This is a genomic window from Vibrio sp. JZG120 (genome assembly GCF_053890955.1).
Genome location: NZ_JBSRRK010000008.1, coordinates 76,520 through 92,586, shown reverse-complemented (window position 1 = coordinate 92,586; position 16,067 = coordinate 76,520). Strand labels below are relative to the sequence as shown.

Sequence of the window (16,067 nt, the reverse complement as noted above, 5' to 3'; positions counted from 1 at the left end):
GTCGGGTAAACCGCAACAATTAAGGAATAGTCAATGGACATTATTCTTGGTGTAGTGATGTTTACTCTGATCGTACTTGCACTAGTACTAGTGATTCTTTTCGCTAAGTCTAAGCTTGTACCAACAGGTGACATTACAATTTCTGTGAACGATGACCCTTCTCTGGCGATCGTTACACAACCAGGTGGTAAGCTACTGAGTGCTCTAGCCGGTGCTGGCGTATTCGTATCTTCTGCTTGTGGTGGCGGTGGCTCATGTGGTCAGTGTCGCGTAAAAGTTAAATCAGGTGGTGGCGACATCCTACCAACCGAGCTTGACCATATTACTAAAGGTGAAGCACGTGAAGGTGAGCGTCTAGCGTGTCAGGTTGCTATGAAAACTGACATGGACATCGAGCTTCCTGAAGAAATCTTCGGCGTTAAGAAGTGGGAATGTACCGTTATCTCTAACGATAACAAAGCGACATTCATCAAAGAGCTTAAGCTACAAATTCCAGATGGCGAATCAGTACCTTTCCGTGCTGGTGGTTACATCCAGATTGAAGCACCTGCTCACCACGTGAAATACGCAGACTACGATATTCCTGAGGAATACCGTGAAGACTGGGAGAAGTTCAACCTTTTCCGTTACGAGTCTAAAGTTAACGAAGAGACTATCCGTGCATACTCAATGGCTAACTACCCAGAAGAGCACGGTATCATCATGCTTAACGTTCGTATCGCGACTCCGCCGCCGAACAACCCAGACGTACCACCAGGCATCATGTCTTCGTACATTTGGTCTCTAAAAGAAGGCGACAAGTGTACTATTTCTGGTCCATTTGGTGAGTTCTTTGCGAAAGATACAGATGCAGAAATGGTATTCGTTGGTGGTGGTGCTGGTATGGCTCCAATGCGCTCACACATCTTCGACCAACTTAAGCGTCTGCACTCTAAGCGTAAGATGTCTTTCTGGTACGGCGCACGTTCTAAGCGTGAAATGTTCTACGTAGAAGACTTCGATATGCTACAAGCTGAGAATGACAACTTCGTATGGCACTGTGCACTGTCTGATCCACTTCCAGAAGATAACTGGGATGGTTACACTGGCTTTATTCACAACGTTCTTTACGAGAACTACCTACGTGATCACGAAGCGCCAGAAGACTGTGAATACTACATGTGTGGTCCACCTATGATGAACGCTGCTGTTATCGGCATGCTAAAAGATCTAGGTGTAGAGGATGAAAACATCCTACTAGATGACTTCGGTGGTTAATCCCTCCAAGTGATTGAATCTATGGCTAGCTCTCTAAGAGCTAGCCATTATTTTTTGTAGAAGTAAAAATAATATTCAACAGTTGATATAGGTAATTGGATTTAAGTAATCGGTCCCATTCCCCATATCAATTCAACAACATTGGGAGTTAACAAGTGAAAACGTGGCTTGTTGCATTCGCTTCTCTATTGATTTTGGCTGGCTGTGAGCAGCCAGCAGATCAAATTCATCTAAGTGGCCCTACCATGGGGACTTCTTATAACATCAAATATATCGAGCAAGATGGTATTCCAACGCCAAAAGCGATGCAGACGGAAATTGATCGCTTATTGGAAGAGGTTAATGACCAAATGTCGACCTACCGTGATGATTCAGAATTAAGTCGCTTTAACCAGCATCAAACGAGTGAGCCATTTACTGTATCGACACAAACAGCAACTGTAGTCAAAGAGGCGATTCGTCTCAACGGTCTTACTTTAGGCGCATTGGATGTGACAGTCGGTCCTTTAGTTAACCTGTGGGGCTTTGGCCCAGAAGCTCGCCCTGATGTCGTTCCTACAGATGAAGAGCTAGCGGCACGCAAAGCCAATACTGGCATTCATCATCTATCTATTGATGGCAATAAATTGTCCAAAGATATTCCTAACTTGTATGTCGATTTATCAACTATTGCTAAAGGTTGGGGGGTTGACGTGGTTGCTGACTACCTTCAATCTGAAGGGGTTCATAACTTCATGGTAGAAGTGGGCGGTGAAATGCGCCTCAAAGGCGTGAATCGTGAAGGCGTGCCGTGGCGCATTGCGATTGAAAAGCCGACTATTGATGAGCGTTCAATTCAAGAAATTATTGAGCCAGGGGATATGGCAATTGCAACAAGTGGTGACTATCGTAATTACTTTGAGAGTAATGGTGTGAGATACTCTCATATTATTAATCCAAGAACAGGCAAACCTATTCATCATAAAGTGGTGTCTGTAACGGTATTAGATAAATCGTCGATGACTGCTGATGGTCTTGCAACTGGCCTTATGGTGCTAGGTGAAGACAAAGGCATGGCAATTGCGAACGAAAATAATATTCCTGTTTTCATGATTGTGAAGACGGAAAATGGTTTTAAAGAGCTGGCTTCGGAAGCATACAAGCCGTTCATGAAGAAATAACAACAGAAGTGAGCATGTTCTTATGAGTACATTTCTAATTACGTTTGCAGTTTTTGTTGCGGTAATCGCAGCGATGGCTGTTGGCTACATCTTCCAGAAGAAAGTAGTGAAGGGTAGCTGTGGCGGTCTTGGTGCAGTAGGTATTGAGAAAGTATGTAACTGTCCAGAACCATGTGACGCGCGTAAGAAACGTGAAGCACGTGAAGCGGCGCGAGCTGAGAAATTGGCTGCATGGGAAAAAGATCGAATTGCTTAAGTATCGATCGTCCAAAGAGTAATACAAAATAACCCAGCTAAAGCTGGGTTTTTTTATATTTCTCGCTCTACTTCTCTGAGAGTTTATACTTTGCTTGCTACGTTTAATCTAGGATGACCGGAAGCTTAAGTCGGTGCAGACTTCACAGCCAAGTCATTTCCCTTTAATCACCGTACTTAACTGTTATTTGGTTATATACTCAAACTAAAGCGCGTTAACTTAGGAGGAAATATGGAAATGCATCAACACGGTATGGCTGAATTGTTTCAACAACTAGGCCTCGGCAGCTCTCCTCAAGAGATAAAGGACTTTATTAACGAACATCGGCACAAAAGAGCTTCAGCCCCTCTGCATGAAGCCAGCTTTTGGACAAGTTCGCAGGCCACATTTCTCAAACAAGCCATTGAAGAAGACGCAGACTGGGCAGAGTTGGTCGATCAGCTTGATGTGATGTTACGAGATTAAAGCACGTTTACAAACTCTCATTTCTATCAAGGCAGATTTAATTTATACTGTGTTTTTGAACAGTGTTTAATGGCTATGTCAGACCGAATCAGAAAAATCATTCACGTCGATATGGATTGTTTTTATGCTGCCGTTGAGATGAGAGATAATCCTAGTTACCGTGGCATTGCACTCGCCGTTGGCGGTCATGAAAAACAGCGTGGCGTGATTAGCACCTGTAATTATGAGGCGCGCAAATATGGCGTTCGTAGTGCAATGTCAACGGCGCGTGCATTACAACTCTGCCCCCATTTACTAGTCGTTCCCGGTCGAATGCACGTGTACAAACAAGTCTCTCAGCAGATTCGTGCTATTTTTGAGCGTTATACGCCTATCATTGAACCTCTATCATTAGATGAAGCATACCTCGATGTCACGGACTCGACAGCTTGTCGTGGCTCCGCAACGTTGATCGCAGAGTCTATTCGACGCGACATTTGGAATGAGCTTGGACTGACGGCATCGGCGGGCATTGCACCGATTAAGTTTCTTGCCAAAGTCGCCTCTGATATGAATAAACCCAACGGTCAGTTTGTTATCCCGCCAGATAAGGTTCAGGAAGTTATCGATACACTTCCGCTGGAAAACATTCCTGGCGTTGGGAAGGTGAGTCTTGAGAAGCTACATCAAGCGGGCTTTTATCGATGTGAGGATATTAAAAACAGCGACTATCGTGAATTGCTGAGACAGTTTGGTCGTCAGGGAGCATCTTTATGGCAGCGTAGCCATGGAATTGATAATCGAGAGGTCGTCGTTGAGCGAGAGAGAAAATCCGTCGGTGTGGAACGGACATTCAGCCAGAATATCTCGAGCTGTGATGAATGTTGGCAAGTGATCGAGGATAAACTTTATCCTGAACTCGAGAAACGCTTAGAGCGTGCAAGCCCAGATAAATCGATTATTAAACAAGGTATTAAAGTTAAATTTGCCGACTTTCAACTGACAACAATTGAGCATATCCATCCGCAATTAGAGCTTGAGGACTTCAAGATCTTGTTAAGAGATATTCTTAAGCGCCAAAACGGACGGGAAATACGCCTTTTAGGCTTGAACGTGATGCTCAAGCCCGAGAACCAAGCGCGTCAATTGAGCTTTTTCTAGGCTCTTACTGCTTCTACCTGATCTAATACTTGCTCAAAGCTTGTGTTGGCCATCGCACCATAACCTGACAGTTTTGAAGCTTTTAGCTGGCTAATTAAAGGGGTACTAATTCCACACAAGAAGCGGGCGACAGCATCATTGCTGATAGCTGAAGGGGAAAGCTGAATAAATTCCTGCACCCACATTGCTACTTGAGGTGGCTCAATATCCTCACCTTGTGGTGTTGGGAACGAAGCAACTTGACCACGACACACGGAGCAGTGACCACATTGCTCTGGTGCATTGTGATCAGCAAAGTAGTTCGCCAATTGTGAGCTCAAACAGTGCTCTGACTGGAACAAGCGCAGCATGGTGTGAATTCTTTCGATATCTTTGCTTTCTTTGGATTGGAACAGTTCATACAGTTGTTGGATTAAAACATCAGAACTCTGTGTGGTTGGCAAAACAGAGTACACGTCGGTCAGTTGTTTGCTCTCTAGCTCTATCCAACCATTCTGGTGAAAATAGTCGAGGGCTGCGACAACTCGGCTGCGTTCCGATTGATAGTTCATCCATAACGCTTCTAGGTCAACTTGGCACCACACTTTGGCTTTTTGCGAGCAGGAGAAAATAGCCTCCACGAATTGACGTCGCTCGCCTTGAAATTGATTCACAATAAATTGCTGATCGTGCAAAAACTTAAAGCGATATTCCGCAAAGTAACTGTATTTTGCTTCAATGAGTTTATGTAGCTCCAAATAAACCAACAAGGTTTTGAGTGGCAATTGGCGGATATTACTTTCACGCGATAAACGCAGTGGCACTACCTCCCATTGTGGAGCATGTTCTTTCGCTTGCTCGACTACATAGTTAATCGAGGTTAGTTCAGGTGTGTCACCATAGACAAAGTTCTCCAACACCGTTAAGCCGGACGTATTGCCTAGCAGAATGCACTCAGAACGTTGCCCGTCCCTGCCTGCACGCCCAATCTCTTGTGCGTAGTTCTCGATTGATTTGGGTAAGTCGAAGTGAATGACGCGGCGGATATCAGATTTATCGACCCCCATACCAAATGCAATCGTTGCAACAATACAGTCAATTTGGCTATCCATGAACTGCTGTTGGATTTGTTCACGGATGTCGCTTTTCATACCAGCATGGTACGCGTGAGCATTAATGCCAATATGGATTAGTGACTGTGCTACTTGCTCTGCTGTCTGCTGTTGTGTCACGTATACGATAGTCGGAAGCTTAGGAGAAGAGGCGATGATCTCACTTAGCCTTTCTTGTTTCGTTGCTTCCTCGCATGGGATCACCGAGATATCCAGATTGGGGCGGTAGAAGCCTGTAACGGTAATATGTTCACTGGCAATATCGAACTTTTGTTGCATGTCTTCAATAACTGCGGGCGTTGCTGTTGCAGTGAGAAGCAAAGATTGTGGAATGTTCAGTTCACGTTGATATTGCGGTAGCTTGAGATAATCAGGGCGGAAGTTATGTCCCCATTCGGAAATACAGTGCGCTTCATCAACCACCATCAAAGAGATCGGTACTTGGCGAATGAACTCACGAAAACGCTCGTTCTTTAGGCGCTCAACAGAAATCATCAATATTTTGATCTGTCCATTTTTTACCCCTGCCATGACGCGTTGTGACTCTTCTCTGCTTTGACTGCTATCGATAGAAGCGGCCGGGATCCCTTTACTTTGCAAAAAGTTCAGCTGATCTTTCATTAACGCCAACAACGGCGAGATCACCAACGTAAGATTGGGCAATACGGTTGCTGGCAATTGGTAACAGAGAGACTTACCCGAACCTGTAGGAAAGATGGCCGCAGCAGAGTAACCATTCATAACCGCTTCAATTACGGGTTGTTGACCTTGGCGTAATGAGTCAAAACCAAATACGGATTGAAGTGTTTGATGCAGCGAGTCACTTTGCATAATAGGGAAACCTTTCTTTGATGGTAAACTTAGGTACATTAACACACCCTGAGTGCCAAACGCGCGTCCTAAAAGTATGAACAAAGCTGACTTAGTCCAAATTATCATCCAACATCTGGAAGAAAAACTTCAAGTGGCCCATGCATCGGCTCAACTAGCCATTGATGCCGCGACAGATGAAGAAACTGTTCCCGAGCATAAGTACGATACGTTAGCACTTGAAGCCGCGTATCTTGCTCATGGACAAGCTATGCGAATCCAAGAGAGTGAAGACGAGCTGCGTCAATATCGCGCTCTAGTGACTCGCGAGTTTAAAGGCGCACCTGTTGGTGTAGGTGCTTACGTCGTTCTCGCAGATGAGAATTTGCTTGAAAAGCACTTCTTTGTAGGCCCTTGTTCTGGTGGTCTGACTGTTAAATATCAGGCTCAGGAAGTCTTTGTCTTAACAGCAAAATCTCCTCTTGGTCGAGCGTTATTCGGGAAAGAAGAAGGTGATGAGATTGATGTGAAAATAGGAGAAAAAACAACTTGTTACGAAGTCGTGACGGTTTGCTGACATCTCATGTATCACTCAGTGTTATGTTTAACACGAGTAATGTTAAATAAAAGAGAATGACATGAAAAAGCTTTTTACACTCTCATTGCTGATGGTCAGTGCTACTGGTTATGCAGCGCAGTGTCGTGTGGACATCAATAATGAAGTCCGTATGGATGGGCAAAGCTTGGAAATTCGCCAAACGACAGGTGATAAAGCTGTCGTGGATGAGGATAACAACCTATTCATCAAAGGTGAGCTAATTGAACTCAATGCCGACCAAAAAGCGGCAATTGAAGACTATCGCGAAAAAATGAACGCGTATATTCCACAAGCAAAGCAGTTGGCGAGTGATGGTTTAGCGCTTGCAAATGACATCATCGATGATGTTGCGGAAAGCCTAGACGCACCTGGCGCGTTTGATAACGTCAAAGTCGCAGTACAGGACTTTTTCGCTGATGTTGAATCACGTTACTACAAAGATGGTGATTTCATTCTACCAGCGGAAAGCTTTGAGTCCATGACACAAGGGTGGACTGAAGACTTTGCAAAAGCACAAGAGATCTTCAATAAAGAGTTTTTAGCGAGTTCGTTGGATGCTTTATCGAAAAAAATGAAGGAAGAGGGGGGAATAAACCTCACTGCATTATCGGAGAGTATGGCTGAACTCAGCGCGAAAGTAGAAGAGCGTTTAGCTGAGCATTCGAAAGAGGTAGAGCAACAAGCAGAAGACTTGTGCGACTCGTTGGATGACATGGCAGGGCAAGAAGACGATTTGTTGAAGAAAATCCCTGAGCTAAAAGATTACCGAGTATTTACGATTTAATTACCCTTCAAAAAGTAGAACTCAATGGTATAAAGAAAGAGAGCACAATTGTGCTCTCTTTTCGTTTTTACATACTTGAACAATTAATGAAAGCAAGACGATATTTCCGTTTTACCCGCTTGTTCTTTGATAGCTTATTGCGCGTTCATCTCGGTGAGCTTATCGCCGACAGGTTTTGAGAAATTAAAACCATCATGCTGATCCCAGTTGATAGACCACGTCATTACCCCTGCATAATTCGGGTAATTGAACGCTGGTTTAACGGTGCCACATGAAGTGCCTTTGGTTAAACAATCTAGTGCGCTGATAATATTCTGTGTCGGAGCCTGCCCTGAATTTGCTGAGCTAGGACCTGAAGGTAAGCCGATTGCGACTTGATCATCACGTAGTGGTGCAAACTGAGTGCCGTCGGCCAATTCAAAGCCTTCGATAAGCATTTTAGATTGCGCTACCATCATATCCACAGAGCCTTCTGGTGCACTGCCTGGCAGATATGGGTTTGGCAAACCACCGTTGTTATATAGCTGGACGTGAAGCAGGTCGAGCGTGCTGCGTGTCTCATTAATCACAGGAATGTAAGCTCCCCAAATACCGCTGTAAGCCACATAGCCGCCTTGAACATAAGGATGCTCAGGTGCCATGGTTAGGTACATATCGCCACCCATGTTTTGCTCTATTTGAAGCAAAGCACGACCAAGGCGAGCTTGAATTTGCGAGCCATGAACCAAGTTAGATCCACTCTCTAAATCCACATCAAGACCATCAAAGCCCCACTCAGCGATAAGACCTGTTAGGCTAGAGACAAAGTTGGCTTCGTCTTGATCGGTATTCAGCGTAATCGTGCCTTCTGCTCCGCCAAGAGAGAGAACAAACTTCTTACCTTTAGCTTGAAGCGCTGCCATGTCTTGTTTGAACTGTGCTGGGTCGAGCGCTGGACAATCGCTGTAAATATCGCCTGAATATAGATTAAAGTGCACGGTACCATCGCTGTTACGGTCATTCTCGGCGAAGGCAATATCAATCACATCCCACGCATCAGCCATATCCGCTAGACGAATTGGACAGCCCGCTCCATTTACAAAATTGTGCCAGTAACCGATGAGTTTATGACGTTTCTCTGCTTGCTCAACCACCGTTATTGCTGCGGCGTCAGACAATGCATTGCTTCCTGACAAATCCACAGCTTGGGCGCTAACTGTAAAGTTACCAAGTGCAGTTGGTGTCCAGTTGGCTGTGTAAGGTGCCGTGGTATCGGTTGCAACAATAGAGCCGTTGATCATGAAATCAACGTGCTTAATGCCTGAAGTTAAAGACGTTGCATCGGCATTTAATGCGAGGTTTTTGCCTAATCCGACGGTTTGACCGCTACTTGGTGAAGTCAGTGAGACGACCAAATCTTTATCGCTGACTTCCACACCAACCAAGGACTCTGACGTGTTGTTATCATTATCGGTTGCGACGGCTTTAAGCTGGTTAGCGCCAATAAGTGTGGCGTTCCAAGTAACGGAATATGGTGCTTGAGTGATGACCCCTAAGCTGGTGTTGTTCGCAAAAAACTCAACTTGCGTGACTGTGCCATCAGCATCGCTTGCGTTAGCCGTGATTTCGTTATTGCTGCCAGCGAGCACAACTTGTCCATCCGTTGGTGCCGTAATGGTAACTTGCGGTGGCGTCGAACAAGCACCTAGGCCACTCCAAGCATCTTGCCAGTATAGCCCTTCACCTGGTTCGTAAGCCCATGTCGCATCCGAGGAACACCAACCCGCAACGTCACAACGATATTTTTGGTTGAAGTGAGAAACCAGGTCGCCAACTTGATAACTCGTTCCCGCCGCGTAAGGCACTGCATCTGAACATCCGCCAGTCCCTGTTTCTGAATTACTAACAACAAGCGTTACTTCTTGGCTCATGGTTGCGAGGTATGTGTCATCAGTCGCTTGTGCTTTAAACGAATGTGTACCAGCATTCGCGGTCCATTGATATTCGTAAGGTACGCTGGTATCAATCGCAACGGATTGATTGTTCACGAAGAACTCAACTTGTGTGACCACACCATCAATATCATCAGCTTGAGCGGCTACGGTTAGGTTATCGCCTACATTAAGCACTTCTGTGCCTACTGGGCTTGTCAATGAAATGCTTGGTGGCGGTAATTCGACTTGTGGTTGAACTTGGATAGAAATCGTCGTGGTGGTAACGGCTCCCTCATTATCGGTCGCAATTGCGGTCAATTGCGAGACACCTTCAATAGCGGTCCAAGATGCTTCGAATGGTGCTTGAGTTACCACAGCAACCGTTTGGTTGCCTGCAACAAACTCAACTTGTGCGATTTGGCCATCTTCGTCGGCTGCGTTGGCTAGCAAGGTGATCGCACTGCCTTCGGGAATTTGTGCGTTGTTTGTTGGAGAGGAGAATGACACTGTTGGCTCTAGGTTGTTGCTTCCACCATCACATTGCCCTAACGCTTTCCATGCCTCCCAAGCCCCTGAATTGGTAACAGGGTCATTGCCTTGCGTCCAATACGCTGCCTCGTAAGCGGCTCCTTGCGTTTTTACTAAAGTGCCCGATGTATAAGTCGCAGTGCTGTCCCAGTCGGGTAAGCTTTGGCAGTTATAGGCTTGAGCTTGGTAGCTGACGCTGAGTGCTGCAACCATCGCTCCGTGAAGTAGAGTGACCTTCATTTTCCTCTCCTTGAGTCATGGATATAAATGAGAACAGAGTAATAACTAGCTGATAAATAGACATAAGGGGGAAAAAGCGAAGCACAATATTCTGCTTTTCGACACAGTATCACGAGGAACTATTCGTTCCTTACACCAAAGCTCATTATTTTTCGGCTCACTTCACGATGGGAGAATCACAAATTCTAGGCGTGTGAAAAAGACAAAAGTCGCCAGGTCTTAGAATGATGAATGTGAGATGTACGTTAAAATTTACAAGCTGAATGACTGTGAATTGTTTCAACTGTCGAGTATTTAACCGGAGTGCTCTTGTTGAATAGTGAATATTGCTATAGTGTACTAGTTAGCTAGTTCAATGATATTTTGTGTGAGTAGTATGACACAGCAAACCTCTTCTCAGCCTCGTGAGCATTTTGGCTCTCGTCTCGGATTCATCTTAGCAGCCGCAGGTGCCGCAGTTGGCCTTGGCAATATTTGGGGCTTTCCAACCCAAGCTGCCAGTAATGGCGGCGGTGCTTTCCTGTTGGTTTATTTGGTGATGATTCTTATCGTCGCATTTCCTATGCTGGTGGTTGAAATGGCGATTGGTCGTCATGGTCAAGCCAACCCGGTGGATAGTATGCGTTCGCTTACCAATCATCCGGTAGGTAAAAAGCTCGGCGGTATTGTGGGCTGGATTGGTTTAAGCGTACCAAGCGCTGTTTTAGCGTTTTACTCTATTGTCGGTGGTTGGTTGATCTGCTTTTTACTGGGTGCAATCACAGATCTAATGGGGTTAGAAGCCGCAACTCAATGGCTAAAGGGCTTTAGCGTTGAACGTAACTTGTTCGGAACCATTACTTTTTATGTGCTAACGATTCTCATCGTACAAGGTGGCGTAAAACAAGGTATTGAGAAGTGGTCCACACGTTTGATGCCAGCATTGTTTGTTTTGTTTGCTCTACTGTTTGCTTACATCATGACGCAAAACGGTGCGATGGAAGGGCTAAAGCATTACTTGGTACCGGATTTCGAAAAGGTATGGGACCGCAAGTTGATTCTTGCTGCAATGGGGCAGGGCTTCTTCTCGCTTACGATCGGTGGCTGTTCAATGCTGATTTATGGCTCTTACTTGAGTAAGAAAGAGAACCTACCAAAGATGGCGATGAACGTGACCATGGTAGATACTGCTGTTGCTTTCATTGCAGGGTTAGTGGTGATGCCAGCGATGTTTGTTGCGATGCAAAAAGGCGTTCAAATCTATGCTGAAGATGGCTCTCTATTAAGCTCTGATACGTTGGTATTTACCGTATTGCCATTGATGTTTGATAGCTTAGGTTTGCTTGGTCAATTGTTCTCTATTGTGTTCTTTTTATTGCTGACGATTGCGGCGCTAACGTCTTCCATTTCAATGTTAGAGTGTCCAGTGGCGTTAGTGAGTGAGCGTTTCAACACCAAGCGTAGCGCAACGAGCTGGGTTTTAGGTGGTATCATTGCCTTGTTCAGTGTGGTGATTGTTTATAACTTTGGTGCTCTATTTGGTATGGTCGCGACGGTTGCTACTCAGTATCTACAACCAACCGCTGCGCTCTTATTCTGCTTATTTGGTGGTTGGGTATGGAATCGCAACTCAAAAATCAAAGAGCTTGAGCAAGGTTGCCCGGAGTTTACGCAAGGTTGGTTTGGTAAGTTATGGCCAGCGTATGTGAAGTTTGTATGTCCAATTCTTGTGGCTACGGTCATCTGGGCTTCATTTGGCTAATCGAAACGTCTATTGGACAAAAGAGAAGGGCTTGATGAGTGATCATCAAGCCCTTTTTCATGTTGGTTATTCCCCGTTTCAGTTACCCGCGGTGATTGCTGCGGGTTAACGGAATTGACCTGCTTCTGGAAGAAAGTCAAAACCAGCAGAAGCCAGTTTTGCTTCTAGTGCTGTGCGATCGATATCGAAGAAAGCTACCAGTTTATCTAAGTCACCACCGAAGTCGTCGCGTAGCTTCATATTTACAATGCTCATGAGCATGACAGGATCCATGGATTCAAAGTTCGCTAGATTCATTACTTATCCTCAAAATCTGAAATCAGTAGGTTTGCCGCAGCAAATGCCGCTTTTTCACGCACTTCTTTAGGCAGAGACTCATCCGCCGCAACATCGTTCAGCGCTTTAACAGCACATGAAATTGCCTGAGGAATGTAAGCTTGATCGCCACTACCAATTTGAGCATAAAGCTCACGAACCAGTTCACAACAGCCGTATACTTGCATGTTTTCTTTCCACTAAATGATAACTTATCTCAATATACACACAGCAGATTTGAAACTCAAAGTGCAGAGTTGTTTTGGCTCAAGTTGAGGAGTTACTTGAGCGAGATTTAATCACTGCACTTGTACTTCTAACTGCTGAGTGACTTCTGGTGAAAGCTGAAGCTGTTTTGCCAGTTCTTGCAAATACGCTTTTTCCATGAAGTTTTGCTCATCAGCAACAATCAAAGACGCGAGATAAATTTCTGACGCTTGTTGAGGAGAGGTCGCCTGATTAGCAATTTCAGCAGGATCGAGCGGTTTGTTTAGTTCTTGCTGAACGAGTTGACGTACGTGCTCATCTGCGCCCATATCCGCGAGGGCTTGCTCGATGCGGGCCATTTCCTCTTCATCGACATGGCCATCGGCTTTTGCGGCTCCAATCATTGCTTTTAAAATTAGTACACTGTGTTTGCTGTCATCGGGGTCAAAGGTCTCATGAACACCTTGACCGGACTGTTTGGCTTGCCAGTCGTTATAAACTTTGTAGGCTAATGCTCCAAGCGCAGCAGCGCCACCGACTTTTAATGCGCCCGAGCCTATTTTCTTGGTCATTTTTTTACTTTTCTTCGAGCCCATCAGCATACCGATAAGGCCTCCGCCAACGGCACCTGCTCCTAGCGTTTTCAGGCTACTTGAGTTTGATGAGGATTTGATGTTGTTAGTTTGTTTACCTAACGCATCAGCCCCTTGCTTGAGTAAGTCTGATTTGAGTGCTTGGTTTAGAAGACTTTTTAAATCCATAACTGACCTCCTTTAGATGATGAAATCAGTTTAATAGCAAGAAGCTGAACCAAAGATTAACAAAGTGAATAGATCTAAAGGGGAGTAGTAAGGTTGCCCAGTAATAAAAAAGGGCTGACCGAAGCCAACCCTTTCTAATTATTTGAAATTACTTCAAATGCGAACTCGTCGAGCGCTTACTTTAGTTGAGCTTTTACGTGCTCGATAATATCAGTCATTGCGACTGGCGTTTTCTCACCAGTAGCACGGTTCTTGTATTCGAAGTTGCCTTCTTTCATCGAGCGGTCACCGATAATAATGGTATGCGGTACACCAATAAGCTCCATATCAGAGAACATTACACCTGGGCGTTCTTTACGATCATCAAATAGTACTTCGATGCCCATTGCCGTTAGCTCCGCGTACAACTTCTCAGCGGCTTCTTTTACTTCTTCTGACTTGTGCATGTTCATTGGAACGATCGCAACCTGGAATGGTGCGATTGCATCTGGCCAGATGATGCCGTATTTGTCATGGTTTTGCTCAATAGCAGCCGCTACGACGCGAGTGATACCGATGCCGTAACAGCCCATTTCTAGGATGACGTTCTTACCATCAGGACCAAGTACACCACAGTTCATCGCTGCGGAGTAAGCGTTGCCAAGTTGGAAGATATGGCCAACTTCGATACCACGCTTAAGCTGGATAGTGCCTTTACCACATGGGCTTGGATCGCCTTCAACCACGTTGCGTAGGTCTTCAACTTGACCAAGCTCTGCGTCACGACCCCAGTTAATGCCGAAGTAGTGTTTGCCATCGATGTTCGCGCCCGCACCGAAGTCGCTCATTACCGCAACGCTGCGGTCAACAATGAACGGAAGTTTAAGGCCAACAGGGCCTAGTGAACCAGGACCAGCACCGATAAGCTCACGAATTTCTTCTTCAGATGCCATCTCTAGTGGAGCTGCAACCTGAGGAAGGTTCTCTGCTTTCACTTCGTTCAGCTCATGATCGCCACGAATGATAAGCGCGATGATTGGTGCATCAACTTCGTCAGACGCTTTAACAAACAAAGTTTTCACTGTTTTTTCAATTGGCAGCTCGAACTGTTCAACCAATTCAGCGATTGTTTTTGCGTTTGGCGTATCTACCAACGTCATTTCTTGCGTTGGTGCAGCTGCTTCAGAGGCTGGAGCTAGTGCTTCTGCTTTTTCGATGTTTGCCGCGTAATCTGACTCGGTAGAGAATGCGATGATGTCTTCGCCACTTTCAGCCAGTACGTGGAACTCTTGAGAGCCGCTACCACCGATAGCACCGCTATCTGCTAGTACAGGACGGTAATCCAGACCCATGCGATCGAATGCTTTGCAGTAAGCATCGTGCATTGCGTCGTATGACTTTTGTAGGCCGTCTTTATCAATGTCAAAGCTGTACGCATCCATCATTGAGAATTCACGTGAACGCATTACACCGAAGCGTGGACGACGTTCGTCACGGAATTTGGTTTGGATTTGGTACAGGTTTAGCGGAAGCTGTTTGTAAGAGCTCACTTCATTGCGAACAAGGCTAGTGATCACTTCTTCAGCGGTTGGGCTAAGTACAAACGGACGAACATGACGGTCAGTAAAGCGAAGTAGCTCAGGACCCATCTTTTCGCTGCGGCCTGTCTCTTCCCATAGTTCAAACGGCTGAACAACGGGCATCAAAGTTTCGACTGCGCCTGCATTGTCGATTTCTTGACGAACGATGTTTTCGACTTTACGCAGTACACGTAGACCAGTAGGTAGCCAGGTGTATAGACCTGAAGCCAGCTTACGGATCATACCTGCACGTAGCATGAGCTGGTGGCTCACTACTTCTGCGTCGTTTGGAGTCTCCTTCAGAGTAGAAAGAAGATAATTACTGGTACGCATTAAATTTATCCGTTTATTTAAGTTAGATACTCAAGCTTGAACAAGCTGGAGTATAGGAGTTCCCGAAAGGGAAATTTATTAGCCGTCTATAATATCAGCCAATTGCGTTTGTCAAAAGCTTTCAATAGCGGTAACCGTTATTAAGTTGCTTGTTGCTGTGAACTTTACGTTCAAGTCGAACAAATTTACCGCATATTCTTTATCGTCCGGCTTGTTTTTCTTGTATGCAGGACGAGGATCTTGGGCCAGAACTTGTTCAATGACTGATCTTACATAGTCAGTATCGGATCGATTTTCTATCGTTGCTAATGCTTGAGCAGAAAAGTTGACTTGTGACTTTTCTGGTTCTTGGTCTGCGTATCCGCCTTGTGCTTCTGGAATAGAATCTGAATAGGGTATATAGGGCTTAATGTCCACAATCGGTGTGCCATCCACGAGATCAACGCTGCCTAAATCAAGATAGATTTGATCGCCTTGCTTAGTGACTCCTTTCACTTCAACGGCTGACATTCCGATTCCGTTTGGGCGGAAAGTCGAGCGTGAGGCAAAGACACCTATTCGTTCATTGCCGCCTAGTCGTGGCGGACGGACGGTTGGCTTCCAACCTGCTTCCAGATTTTGATCAAACAAAAATAACAGCCAAACGTGAGAGAACTGTTCTAGCCCACGCACTGCTTCAGGGCTATTCGCTGCGCCTAACAGTTTTACGCGTGCTTTCGCTGTTGGTACTAAGCGAGGCTGGCGCGGTACTGCAAACTTTTCTTTGTACGGTGTCTCAATGACGCCGATGGGTTCAATGGAATACATGGTGGACATCTTTAAGAATTCATTGAGATGAAAAGTATCACAAATTTCTCTTGCTTTTCTTGTTGATAATGATTATTAATTAAAATGTTATAACATAACACT

15 protein-coding genes are annotated in these 16,067 nt (G+C 45.3%); 8 read left to right on the top strand and 7 right to left on the bottom strand.

Annotated elements, in window-relative coordinates; all coding sequences use genetic code 11:
* Nucleotides 1-33 precede the first annotated feature (33 nt).
* The 5 genes from nqrF to dinB all read left to right on the top strand — a co-directional run bounded on the left by nqrF (nucleotide 34) and on the right by dinB (nucleotide 4,278).
* Nucleotides 34-1,257, top strand: a complete 1,224-nt coding sequence (gene nqrF, locus ACWPOD_RS16655) for an NADH:ubiquinone reductase (Na(+)-transporting) subunit F (RefSeq protein ID WP_005380271.1) — start codon at nucleotides 34-36, stop codon at nucleotides 1,255-1,257.
* Between the two features lie 155 nt (nucleotides 1,258-1,412).
* A complete protein-coding gene (locus ACWPOD_RS16650; protein ID WP_065645499.1) occupies nucleotides 1,413-2,417 on the top strand; it encodes an FAD:protein FMN transferase in 1,005 nt (334 codons plus the stop codon).
* Nucleotides 2,418-2,439: 22 nt separating this feature from the next.
* Entirely contained in the window at nucleotides 2,440-2,673 is a 234-nt protein-coding gene (nqrM, locus tag ACWPOD_RS16645) for a (Na+)-NQR maturation NqrM (RefSeq protein WP_005436655.1), read from the top strand.
* Nucleotides 2,674-2,904: 231 nt separating this feature from the next.
* Nucleotides 2,905-3,138, top strand: coding sequence for a DUF2789 domain-containing protein (locus tag ACWPOD_RS16640; RefSeq protein ID WP_012841486.1), 234 nt, complete (start codon nucleotides 2,905-2,907; stop codon nucleotides 3,136-3,138).
* 75 nt (nucleotides 3,139-3,213) lie between these two features.
* A complete protein-coding gene (dinB, locus tag ACWPOD_RS16635; protein ID WP_456232071.1) occupies nucleotides 3,214-4,278 on the top strand; it encodes a DNA polymerase IV in 1,065 nt (354 codons plus the stop codon).
* Here the strand turns inward: dinB and ACWPOD_RS16630 are convergent.
* Complete coding sequence (locus ACWPOD_RS16630; RefSeq protein WP_456232097.1) at nucleotides 4,275-6,200, bottom strand: RecQ family ATP-dependent DNA helicase; 1,926 nt, start codon at nucleotides 6,198-6,200, stop codon at nucleotides 4,275-4,277. The two genes, dinB and ACWPOD_RS16630, sit on opposite strands and share 4 nt — an antisense overlap.
* Nucleotides 6,201-6,276: 76 nt before the next feature.
* Between ACWPOD_RS16630 and ACWPOD_RS16625 the strand changes: the two genes are divergently transcribed.
* The gene (locus ACWPOD_RS16625) at nucleotides 6,277-6,756 is read left to right on the top strand and encodes a GreA/GreB family elongation factor (RefSeq protein WP_456232070.1); all 480 of its coding nucleotides are present in this window, start codon (nucleotides 6,277-6,279) and stop codon (nucleotides 6,754-6,756) included.
* Nucleotides 6,757-6,817: 61 nt separating this feature from the next.
* Nucleotides 6,818-7,561, top strand: coding sequence for a YggN family protein (locus ACWPOD_RS16620; RefSeq protein WP_005385316.1), 744 nt, complete (start codon nucleotides 6,818-6,820; stop codon nucleotides 7,559-7,561).
* Nucleotides 7,562-7,695: 134 nt separating this feature from the next.
* Here the strand turns inward: ACWPOD_RS16620 and ACWPOD_RS16615 are convergent, their stop codons facing one another.
* The gene (locus ACWPOD_RS16615) at nucleotides 7,696-10,242 is read right to left on the bottom strand and encodes an Ig-like domain-containing protein (protein ID WP_343429687.1); all 2,547 of its coding nucleotides are present in this window, start codon (nucleotides 10,240-10,242) and stop codon (nucleotides 7,696-7,698) included.
* Between the two features lie 376 nt (nucleotides 10,243-10,618).
* On the opposite strand from ACWPOD_RS16615, the gene ACWPOD_RS16610 reads away from it, so the two are divergent.
* Complete coding sequence (locus ACWPOD_RS16610) at nucleotides 10,619-11,983, top strand: sodium-dependent transporter (protein ID WP_167426302.1); 1,365 nt, start codon at nucleotides 10,619-10,621, stop codon at nucleotides 11,981-11,983.
* Nucleotides 11,984-12,088: 105 nt separating this feature from the next.
* Here the strand turns inward: ACWPOD_RS16610 and ACWPOD_RS16605 are convergent, their stop codons facing one another.
* The 5 genes from ACWPOD_RS16605 to tsaA all read right to left on the bottom strand — a co-directional run bounded on the left by ACWPOD_RS16605 (nucleotide 12,089) and on the right by tsaA (nucleotide 15,965).
* Nucleotides 12,089-12,280 (bottom strand): DUF4250 domain-containing protein, encoded by a 192-nt coding sequence (locus tag ACWPOD_RS16605; RefSeq protein WP_012841490.1) that lies wholly within the window; start codon nucleotides 12,278-12,280, stop codon nucleotides 12,089-12,091.
* Nucleotides 12,280-12,486 (bottom strand): YaeP family protein, encoded by a 207-nt coding sequence (locus tag ACWPOD_RS16600; RefSeq protein ID WP_005391765.1) that lies wholly within the window; start codon nucleotides 12,484-12,486, stop codon nucleotides 12,280-12,282. The genes ACWPOD_RS16605 and ACWPOD_RS16600 overlap by 1 nt, the downstream gene beginning before the upstream one ends.
* Before the next feature lie 111 nt (nucleotides 12,487-12,597).
* The gene (locus ACWPOD_RS16595) at nucleotides 12,598-13,266 is read right to left on the bottom strand and encodes a tellurite resistance TerB family protein (RefSeq protein ID WP_164666282.1); all 669 of its coding nucleotides are present in this window, start codon (nucleotides 13,264-13,266) and stop codon (nucleotides 12,598-12,600) included.
* A 176-nt stretch (nucleotides 13,267-13,442) separates the two neighbouring features.
* Complete coding sequence (locus tag ACWPOD_RS16590) at nucleotides 13,443-15,158, bottom strand: proline--tRNA ligase (protein ID WP_046874977.1); 1,716 nt, start codon at nucleotides 15,156-15,158, stop codon at nucleotides 13,443-13,445.
* A 111-nt stretch (nucleotides 15,159-15,269) separates the two neighbouring features.
* On the bottom strand, nucleotides 15,270-15,965 hold the full coding sequence (gene tsaA, locus ACWPOD_RS16585) for a tRNA (N6-threonylcarbamoyladenosine(37)-N6)-methyltransferase TrmO (RefSeq protein WP_109169598.1): 696 nt from the start codon (nucleotides 15,963-15,965) through the stop codon (nucleotides 15,270-15,272).
* Nucleotides 15,966-16,067: the final 102 nt, after the last annotated feature.